Source organism: Pueribacillus theae (assembly GCF_003097615.1).
Lineage (GTDB): Bacteria > Bacillota > Bacilli > Bacillales > UBA6769 > Pueribacillus > Pueribacillus theae.
Genome location: NZ_QCZG01000074.1, coordinates 1 through 7,227, shown reverse-complemented (window position 1 = coordinate 7,227; position 7,227 = coordinate 1). Strand labels below are relative to the sequence as shown.

Sequence of the window (7,227 nt, the reverse complement as noted above, 5' to 3'; positions counted from 1 at the left end):
TCGCTGAAAGCTTTCCGGAACCATACGCCTAGCGTATGGTTTTCTTTTCACAAAAAATGAGCAGCCTATCTTCTCCAGATAGGCTGCTACCTCTTGTTCAAACATCATGATTAACCCAAAATTTCCTTTAATTCTTGCATTGTTACGTCAACATCATTGCCTTCTCTACCTTCACGAATTTCTTTTTCTCTTTCAATAATGGCGTTAATAACTTCTGCATTCATTTTGTCCTTTGTCCAGCCTACTTTCTTTATAATAATTTCTTGTAAAACGTCATTTTCAATAACGGTTTTTCCCAACAAATCAATTAAAGGTCTAATCGCTTTAATCGGCATATTTTTTAAGCCTTTCGCTTCCATTACATCTAAAGTTTTACTCAATAAAACTACCCTTGTAAGATCTTTCATCGGTTATTTTTCCCCTTTCAAAATTTGTTTAATAATCTTCAGGTAACAAAATTGTTGTGGCCGATCTGTCCCATTCAGTAATGATCCAAACTTTCCTGTTCTCGTCTAAAGAATAAGAAGCTAAGATCCTGCCATTGTTTTCCAAGGCATGATCGTTAGCTTCCCAGTCTTCTTTATCCAGTTCTCCCCAGTCTTTATTAATGTAGCGGTTTAATACATCCCGTACTTCTTCCTGCTTCAATTTGTCTGCGGCATTTTTTGTTAACACTACTTGCCCAAGTTCCAAGGCATCACCTCCTTTACAGCGTCCTCCCATAGGCCAGATTCGATTAGATTTTCTTCTATATAGTGATCTATAAAGTAATCTTCGTTCGCCAAGTACATATGAGCGATTTCAAATTCACTTATAAGCCGATCATTGCGGCGAACAAAGACTCTTTCACGGTTATACATGTTGTGGATCCTTTCTCTTCCAGGCACGTAATTTTCGATACGGTCAAAGGTGTACAATACTACTTCTTTCGGAATACTGAAAAGCGTGCCGTAAATAATGTCTCCTGCGTATCCGGTTTTCTTTGTAATTGGAAAGCCGTTTCGGTACGAGTACATTTGATAGCCCTTTACGTAGGCATTTTCTGCAATATCAGTTGCTCCGTATTCTTTAAGCATTTCAACGTCTTTGAGTGTTCCATAGGTAAACATTTTCATCAATTCATCGACTCCTTTATAAGTTGTCTTGCGTATTCTAATCCATTTACTTTTTCGCCATTATCCAGTGACTCAATAGCTTCTTTTAAAATTTCGTCAATTTCTTCTAAGACGTTCAATTGCCTACAAGAACAACCGTCTAATTCATGTCCAAGCATTTCATCGTCTATGTCTTTTAAGATACATGTCAACGTGTAAAATTGTTCATACGTCAAACTATTTCGCTCTTTGCGTAAAAAATTCTCTAATTTTTCAACGTTTTCTGATTCAGAATAAGCTTCAAAAACCTTTTTCATAGCTTTCCCTCTCCCCTTTTCGCAAAGGAAAAGGAAGCCGTCAATTGGCTCCCTAGTTGTCCTCCGCTAATTTGCCGTAGTACGCTCTTTCCTGCTCAGTCATGCCGTATATACCATAGCCGTCTTCATCTTCATAGTAGCCGTCAAAGTCTGTGTCCCATCCAGTGCGCCATGAGCTATAATAGCTGCCCCATACTTCAAACTCTTGTTTCTCCAGCGTGACTTTCTTTCTATGTGAACGGATATATAATGCTTGCCCTTCTTCCAGTTCGACAATGTTACGTACCCGTGTCGTGTATGTTTTTCCTTTATTCTTGCCGTAGGTGTATTCTTTCTTTACTTTCTTTGTCGGTATGTTCAATGTTTCAGGCAGAAGGCTCGGTGTGCTTGCGTACCACAGTTCCCCAGCTTTCTTGTTATTCCAATAGCAAAGCGGATTATCCCCTGCTACCATGAACAGCATGTTCGGCTGATCCTGAGTGACTGCTGTTATGGCGTATGTTCCATCCAGTTCGTCTAACACTTCCTGCATACCTCCGGGTCTAAGCGTAGGACTGTATACGGACATTAGTGCAAACATGGCTTCACTGTCTGTTGTGCTGTATGGCGTAATATTCATTTTCTCAAGGGATTTCCAGATGTATTTGTCCTGTATCTGGCCGTTATGGCATCCGATAATCGGGCCATGTACGAACGGGTGCATGTTCTCATGGTACTTACTTGGCCCGCAAGTACTTAAACGTGCATGCATCTGTACGATGATTGCCCCATCCATTAAGTTTTGTCGTATTTCATTGAATCTACTGAACAGCCGATTTACTTTTCGGTGTTCTTTAATGATTCGGTATTCCCCGTTCGGATAGTGGAACGTTAAGCTGTTCCCATCCCCTCCCAGGGCATCTTCCATGTTGACAAGAGTCATGAGCAAGTCTTCTGTAATCTGTTCATACTTCTTTACAGTCCTCGGCCTATCCGATAAAACTATTCCACCAAGTCTACACATAATATCTAACCCCTTTATTATTTTAGATTTTTGTTATTAATGCATACCCTATTGACTATGCAGTTTCCCTGTCAGACTCATATGAAAGTGTCGATACATCTTTATACTCAATTCCACGCTGTTTTAGGTATCTGTTTAACTCTTCATATCCCTGTCTTTCCAGGTATCTAGCTACCCCGTTCCATGACATTGTTTGTAACTCTTCTATTGAGTAGTCGATAACTAAGTCACGCAAAGCCTTCACGAATTGGATCGTAGCCTTGAACGTATTAATGTTAAGCGTGCCTCTGAATAGACGGAACTCGACTGTGCTTCTGTTATTTAAGTTTATAGCGTAGTATCTTCCTGCACACTTCGCCGTCTCTAGCAGTTCTCTTTCGCATATGACTTCACGAGACATTCCACTGTCTGCTACATAGCTTTTCGCCCAAGAATCTAACTGCCTTTCAGTGCGTCTTGAAAATGCAACCATTTTGTCCCAGTGCCGTTCTACAATGAATAGCAATTTCATGATGTTTAGATCCTGCTCGTCAAAAGTCTGGCCAAACCCCTTGCGGCTTATATGTACATGTATCCCACATGTACCGACATCGTGCGATCTGTATCCTTCATTTCTAAGGTCGTTTAGCATCCCTTTCCAGTTTATATTGTTCATGTGGTGTTCAAAGGAACACGGCTGCGATATGATTTCAAAGCCGTCATTGAGTGAGCCATCTTCTTTAAAGTACAGTTCCCCACTCGTCCAGCCTTCCAGGCTACTTGCTACATCCTCATGGTTGTTGTAGTCGTCTCCCAGGTCAACTTCAAGTTCCACTCCGTAATAGTCTTTACCTTCTGCATTTCCGAAAAACTGTAAAGCAGGGCTGTAATTGTAATCATGGATTATGGAACTAGGCGCACAATCATAGCAATACCAATCCCCATGAGCATCGTTATAAATTGAGTTTTCAACGTGAACGAATACCTCGCAGGCATAGCATTGTATATAATCCTCTCTGCAATTATCGCATAAACATTCCCCGTTTCTGTCAAAGTGCATGTCTTCATCATGGCCGATGTGATTACAGTTATCGCATTCGGTGTAATACTCATTCATGCAGCTATCGCATACGGTTTCATCGTTTCCAACATGGTTCAGTTCATCGTCAAAGAATAGTTCGTCACAGCATTCACAATATTGAACAACTCCGTCATATTCACAGTCATAGCAAACCATGTCGCCGTCATGCGTGATAAGGTATTCGCCGCCAATGACTATTTTTTCACAGTTTACACACTTAATATTTGGCATCTTGATTCTTCCTTTCGGATTAGATTTTAGTCACCTTTTCGATACGGTAAAACTTGTTTCTAATGATTGGCAACAGTTCACGAAACGTTACTTTCCTTTCCAGCGTGTGACGGTTTACGTTCAATTTAAAGCTGTAAGTTACTTTGTACATGAATCCCCTTCCTTTATTTCCTTTACTTCCCTAACAGCGTGAACAGGGCTTTTTATGATGTCTTGTAAGTCCCTGTATGTTAGGATTTTTTCATGCTCTGACCACTGACCAAAAGCGCAACAAGTGTACTTGACAAGATACTTTTTCATTGCTAAAACCCCTTTCTATAAATTTTTAGGGATTGTTATACCCCTATTTGAAGGTACAAGCAACAAAAAACAAAGCTTATACCTTCTGTAGAGATACATATTTCCGGTTTAATATTTTCTTATAGGCATTCACTTCCTTTTAGTTAGTTGTGTGTGCTGTGTGTCCTGGTACGTTCCCCTTACCCGTCTGTGCGGCTCTACCCTGCCCGATTTAACTGCATATCGTGCCTAACGTAGCGGTTCATGGTATGCCTTATATAAGCGTTCTATATATCTCGGCTTATACAACGGTTTTCGGCTCGTTTCTGTCACTCGATCTGCCTCCCATGTAAACCCTTTGGGCTTTTATATCGTGTTGATTCACGCGACTACTATATTGACTAGTCGATTACTAATATGCAGTTATCAAGGAACGCATGACTAGGTTTACAGTGTGACAAGGTTTGAAAAATGTCGATTGAAAACTTAATGAAAAATTGAATGAAAAATTGAATGAAAAATGTTGCTGGCAAAATCCTACCTTACCTTATAGGCATCGCTCCTTTTTGTTTGATTAACCATACTATATCATATACTCAATAGTATAGTCAATGCTTATTTTCAATTAAATGTGAAAGTTTTCAATTTAGCGGGTTAAAAAGCGTTTCCTTCTCGACTATCCGGTTTGACCGTTTGGCGTGTGCCTGTGCTATCTCAATTGGGTTATAGCGATTGGCTTGCCGCGCATCAACTAGATAGGTATTCGATTGGATCGGCTTTCCTTGCCGCTTGATTGACTATATCGTAGCATATATGCAATTGATTAGTCAATACATTTTTGAAACATTTTTTAACTTTCTTTTCTAGTCGCTGTCATTGCCTTGCGACTGATTACATCATATTACATTTTTATCGACTATGCAATACCTTATTCGATATTTAAGCCGAAAGTCCTATCAGAAACATTTGTTCCCCTTCCCCTTTTTGTCTTATATAGTAGAAAGTTGGAAAAACGAATAAACGTTCGCTAAAAACAACCAATTATTTCCAGGAAATAACCGAAAAAAGAGAAAAAAGGACTTGACAAAGAAAATATTTCCCATTATTTCCCGACTATTTCCTGGTATTTCCCAACATTTCCCGTTATTTCCCGCGGCACGAACGCGCGTTCGATGGGGGTGGGGGGACACGAAACCGGAGTCCCACATGAGAGTTATTATATAGTTACTAGCAACCCAACCCTCTTCCCCCCTGACCGTTTTTTCACTCCACTACCCTGGGGGCAAGAAAAAGAGGGACTCCATTAAGGAGTCCCCCTTCGTTTCATATTAGTATTGATATTAATGATAATATTAATGTTAATATTAATATTAACTTATTTAGCTTAATTGCAATACTTAATCTTAACTGGCCGCCCATTTATCAATCTCTTGCCTGCTTACACATTCTTTGCCATCCTCTACAACGAGCAGCTCAAAGTCTTCTCTGTCAATAGTTGCAGCTATCACGCTCGGCTTTGTCGGAAGACCTTCAACTTCCTTTCCAGCATAACGCTTTTGAATCTCTTCTATTTCTAAAGCTCTGTCTTGTCTAAAGTTTGTTTTAACAAACTCGATAACATAGCTTTTCAACGCTTTTCTGCGAGTGCTGTCTTCCCAGACAATGGCAGCAGCATCCCCGATTCCACAATCAGTGGACCATTCTAATGTATAATCTTTTCTGTACTTATAGCATAGGGTAGAGAATACTCGATTAACTCCGTAAAACTTGATAAGCTCTCTTCTGCCAAAATCAGTAGGATAAGGTTTTACTCCCAGATAGTCAAAACCAAGTTCGTCCATTGCATACAAGTTGCCGTACTCATGGCCCATTGAATGAGTCTGCAAGAAACCTTTAGAGACAACGTCTCTTAGGGTTTTATTAGACATATCGACCTGAGACTTGGCTCTACGTCTATCGTCCCTGTAAAGGGCTTCTATGACGTTATCACGAAGAAGTACTTTAAAACTGTACGCCATTTCTAAACACTGCGCTCCCTTATACGAAATATAAGGGAAGCCAGGTAACGCCTGATCTCTAATCATACGGTTAGATTCCATCACATCGTAAGACTTAGTAATATACGAGTTCTTCAACAATGTTTACCGTCTCCTTTTCTTTTTAGATTTAATAAATTCTTCAGCTAAAGAAGTTTCATCAAAATCGCTTTGCAAATCGCTAATATCCCACCTAATGTATCGTCTAGTCATTTCTAAAGTCGTATGTCCGAGCAAACGCTGCAACTTAAATAAATCTCCTCCACGCCTCAAATAATTAATAGCAAACGTGTGTCTGAAGGCGTAAGTGTGGATTAAGTTCCTGTCAATGCCGACTTCATCAGCTATCTTCTTTAACGCTTCTCCCAGGCCTCTCGTAGACAATCTATTACCTTCGTAATTGGGGAAAAGTATATTTCCTCCCCAGTCTCCCTTTATTTGCAGATATTTATACATTTCTCTTTGCGCTCCAGTCGCCAAAGGGAGGATTCGCAATTCCCTACTCTTAGAGACCTCTTCTCTAACAATTATATGCGAATCTTTACAGTCGTCAACATCTAATGCTAACATTTCTGAAGGTCTAATCCCAGTTCCAAGCATTAAAATCATGCACATATAGTTTCTCATGCCTAGAAATGTCCGTTTGTCTGTATGGTCTAAGAGCTTGTCCAAGGCAGGAACAGCGATATGCCTGCTGTTGTTGAATGACTCTTTTCTAAGAGTAAGTCCGTCCATCGGATTTTCAAACTCCTTATCGACTAACTTTTCTGAAATCGCCACATTGAAAAAAGCTTTAAGGTATCTTAGCTTTCCATTCACTGTTGTGTTGCTAAGATTTCTTTCATCCATCTGCTCAATGTAATGTTTTAGATGGTCTGCACTTACCTCCTCTACAAATTCTAAGTCCGGGTATTCTTCCTCTAAGAAATTTATAAATTCTGTAATGCGCTGCCTGTAGTCTCTTATCGTCCAATAAGATTTTTTCTCTAACTTTTTCGTCAATAAGACAAATTGTAGGGCTTCTTTTAACGTAGATTTTTTCTCCTTAAACACCAAAAACAGCCTCCTTTTTGTTACGCAGGACTAAGGTAAAGTCCTTCGGAACGTGAGACTGTAAAATCGCATAATATCAATGTTTTAGCCGGAATTATTCTACTTAGGATTTTAAGTCCTGTGCGTCTGCCTATTCCGCCACTCCGGCAGGACT

General features: G+C 39.9%; 9 protein-coding genes. All 9 read right to left on the bottom strand.

Annotated elements, in window-relative coordinates; genetic code table 11:
• Positions 1 to 110 precede the first annotated feature (110 nt).
• The 9 genes from DCC39_RS18260 to DCC39_RS18225 all read right to left on the bottom strand — a co-directional run bounded on the left by DCC39_RS18260 (position 111) and on the right by DCC39_RS18225 (position 7,073).
• A complete protein-coding gene (locus DCC39_RS18260; protein WP_116556319.1) occupies positions 111 to 407 on the bottom strand; it encodes a hypothetical protein in 297 nt (98 codons plus the stop codon).
• A 28-nt stretch (positions 408 to 435) separates the two neighbouring features.
• Entirely contained in the window at positions 436 to 693 is a 258-nt protein-coding gene (locus DCC39_RS18255; protein WP_240613694.1) for a hypothetical protein, read from the bottom strand.
• A complete protein-coding gene (locus DCC39_RS18250) occupies positions 675 to 1,115 on the bottom strand; it encodes a gamma-glutamylcyclotransferase family protein (RefSeq protein ID WP_116556317.1) in 441 nt (146 codons plus the stop codon). The genes DCC39_RS18255 and DCC39_RS18250 overlap by 19 nt, the downstream gene beginning before the upstream one ends.
• A complete protein-coding gene (locus DCC39_RS18245; RefSeq protein WP_116556316.1) occupies positions 1,115 to 1,411 on the bottom strand; it encodes a hypothetical protein in 297 nt (98 codons plus the stop codon). The genes DCC39_RS18250 and DCC39_RS18245 overlap by 1 nt, the downstream gene beginning before the upstream one ends.
• A gap of 52 nt (positions 1,412 to 1,463) precedes the next feature.
• Positions 1,464 to 2,414 (bottom strand): class II glutamine amidotransferase, encoded by a 951-nt coding sequence (locus tag DCC39_RS18240; protein ID WP_116556315.1) that lies wholly within the window; start codon positions 2,412 to 2,414, stop codon positions 1,464 to 1,466.
• Between the two features lie 55 nt (positions 2,415 to 2,469).
• Complete coding sequence (locus tag DCC39_RS18235) at positions 2,470 to 3,705, bottom strand: amidoligase family protein (RefSeq protein WP_116556314.1); 1,236 nt, start codon at positions 3,703 to 3,705, stop codon at positions 2,470 to 2,472.
• A 19-nt stretch (positions 3,706 to 3,724) separates the two neighbouring features.
• Positions 3,725 to 3,856, bottom strand: coding sequence for a hypothetical protein (locus DCC39_RS19705; protein ID WP_276309937.1), 132 nt, complete (start codon positions 3,854 to 3,856; stop codon positions 3,725 to 3,727).
• Between the two features lie 1,531 nt (positions 3,857 to 5,387).
• Positions 5,388 to 6,002, bottom strand: coding sequence for a hypothetical protein (locus DCC39_RS18230; protein WP_133243512.1), 615 nt, complete (start codon positions 6,000 to 6,002; stop codon positions 5,388 to 5,390).
• A gap of 123 nt (positions 6,003 to 6,125) precedes the next feature.
• Positions 6,126 to 7,073: a tyrosine-type recombinase/integrase gene (locus DCC39_RS18225; RefSeq protein WP_133243511.1), complete on the bottom strand. Its 948-nt coding sequence runs from the start codon at positions 7,071 to 7,073 to the stop codon at positions 6,126 to 6,128.
• Between the last annotated feature and the right edge of the window lie 154 nt (positions 7,074 to 7,227).

What these genes read in the sequence shown, in the direction of transcription:
- DCC39_RS18260 (WP_116556319.1), bottom strand. Translation starts at nt 407, where the DNA reads ATGAAAGATCTTACAAGGGTAGTTTTATTGAGTAAAACTTTAGATGTA.
- DCC39_RS18250 (WP_116556317.1), bottom strand. Translation starts at nt 1,115, where the DNA reads ATGAAAATGTTTACCTATGGAACACTCAAAGACGTTGAAATGCTTAAA.
- DCC39_RS18245 (WP_116556316.1), bottom strand. Translation starts at nt 1,411, where the DNA reads ATGAAAAAGGTTTTTGAAGCTTATTCTGAATCAGAAAACGTTGAAAAA.
- DCC39_RS18240 (WP_116556315.1), bottom strand. Translation starts at nt 2,414, where the DNA reads ATGTGTAGACTTGGTGGAATAGTTTTATCGGATAGGCCGAGGACTGTA.
- DCC39_RS18235 (WP_116556314.1), bottom strand. Translation starts at nt 3,705, where the DNA reads ATGCCAAATATTAAGTGTGTAAACTGTGAAAAAATAGTCATTGGCGGC.
- DCC39_RS19705 (WP_276309937.1), bottom strand. Translation starts at nt 3,856, where the DNA reads ATGTACAAAGTAACTTACAGCTTTAAATTGAACGTAAACCGTCACACG.
- DCC39_RS18230 (WP_133243512.1), bottom strand. Translation starts at nt 6,002, where the DNA reads ATGGCGTACAGTTTTAAAGTACTTCTTCGTGATAACGTCATAGAAGCC.